This is a genomic window from Roseateles sp. P5_B10, from assembly GCF_056400485.1.
Map to the genome: position 1 here is coordinate 1 of NZ_JBFULE010000911.1, position 1,985 is coordinate 1,985.

The following is a 1,985-nucleotide window of genomic DNA, read 5'->3' on the forward strand; positions in this document are numbered from 1 at the left end:
GTCCAGCCTCATCCTCGACCTGTTCACGCGCGAGTCCGGCCGGCTCGCCGTCGCGGCCAAGGGCGCCAAACGGCCCTACTCGCAGCTGCGCGCCGTACTGCTGCCGTTGCAGCGCATCTCTGTCAGTCTCTCCAAGCCCGCCAAGGCGGAGGGCGGTGAGGTGCAGACCCTGCGCAGCGCGGAGTGGGGCGGCGGTGCGACCCTGCCGGCGGGTGCGGCGCTGTTCTCGGGCTACTACCTGAATGAGCTGCTGATGAAGCTGCTGGCCCGCCACGACCCGCATCCCCGGCTCTTCGATGCTTACGCCGACACGCTGGCCCATCTGGCCGAGGGCGACGCGGCGCTGCGTGCCTTCGAGATCAGGCTGCTGGCCGAGCTGGGCCTGCTGCCCGACCTCAGCGTCGTCACGACCACGCAGACTGCCATCGATCCCGCGCGCCGCTACCAGCTCTCGCCCGAGTCCGGCCTCATCCCGCCCACCAGCGACGCCAGCTTGCCCGGCACGCTGCTCATCCAGCTCCAGGCCGCGCTGCTGCACGGCAGCCCCGCCGCGCTGCGTCAGGCCTGCGCGGTGGAGCTGCAAGGCCTGAAGACCACGCTGCGCGGCTTGCTCCACTACCACCTTGGCCACCAGCAGCTGCGTACCCGCTCGCTGATGGTCGACGTGCAGCAATTGCTGGACGGGGCTAGGGTCAGCCGCAGCTAGGGTTGCGCCGCGGCTAGGGCCAGACGCAGCTTTCGGCGCGGCCAGGTACTGCCAAGAATGCGCGGCATGAGCTGGTGCTGCATGACTGCCCGGCGCCTTGCAATCCGACCGAGAGCCCACCATGCCGCCCAACACCGTCGACAGCGCCGTCAAGGACATCCGCCACCACATGGAGACGGGCTGGTTCAACCCCGTCACCAACGGCGACATCAAGAGCGTCAAGTCCATCCTGTCCAACCTCGACGCGGCGGACAGCCGGGCGGTCATGGCGAAGCTCGGCGCGGACGAGTTGCGCCAGATCGCCGACGAGATGAACGACGACTCGTGGTTCGGCAATGGCGGGCTGAGCCAGGGCGAGCGGCGCGACTTCTTCAACGAGATGGCCCGCGACCTCAGCGGCGCTGATCTGGCCAAGCTGTCACAGGCATTCGACCGCACCACCGGCCGCCAGACCTCGCGCGACCGCCTGCTGTCCGACGACAACGTCACCGACCTGGCCGCCGCCGTCGGTCAGCACGGCAGCAACCAGACCAAGCTCGACTTCGTCAAACAGCTGGCCGGCGCCTCGACAGACCAAACCGCCATCGACACGATGAACGAGTCGCGCCTGCACGATCCGCAGGCTCGCGCGATCGCCGAGGTGATCGGCAGCATGGATTCCGCCACCGCCCAGCAGGCCCTGCAGGGCCTGCTGCCCGAGCAGCGCCAGGCGGTGCTGAAGGCGGCCACCAACGAGACCCTCCTCGTCGCGGGTGGCATGGGTGGCGGCGTCGGCGCGGTGCGCACCGACACCAAGCCGCTGGAGCAGTTGCTCAAGGTCGCCAGCGGCATCGGTGATGCCGACACCAAGGCCCGCGTCTTCGCCGACGCCGCTTCGGTGATGACCGATCTGGCGGGCCGCGGCCGGCCCGACGCCGCCGAGAACGTGCGGCGCAGCATGGGCCAGCTGATCCTGAGCGACACCAATGGCGTCATGCGCGAACTGGCCGCCAACCGCGAAACGGCCAACGGCTCGGCGCTGGCGGCCTATGCCAAGGCTTCGCTGAACGCCAAGGACTTCAATACCCTGGGCGAGATCCAGGCGCAGATCTCGCTGGGCAACGGCAAGAACGAGAACCCGGCCGCGCGCTTCGAGGCCCAGACTGCTGCTCCCGGTGGCGGCCAGCGCTTCGTCAACGCGGAGACGGCCGGCTACTACGCCGGCGCCGTGAGCGCAGCGGTCAAGGACATCACCAAGGACGCCAAGGAGCAGGGCGACCTGATCAATGCGACGCTGAAG

2 protein-coding genes are annotated in these 1,985 nt (G+C 69.1%); both read left to right on the plus strand.

Translation table 11 applies throughout. The features are described 5' to 3' along the window. A partial coding sequence (recO, locus tag AC1DU6_RS29135) for a DNA repair protein RecO (RefSeq protein WP_477861439.1) occupies positions 1-706 on the plus strand: 706 nt, incomplete at its 5' end. Positions 707-827: 121 nt separating this feature from the next. After that, positions 828-1,985 (plus strand): hypothetical protein (locus AC1DU6_RS29140; protein ID WP_477861441.1); only part of this gene is annotated, 1,158 nt, incomplete at its 3' end.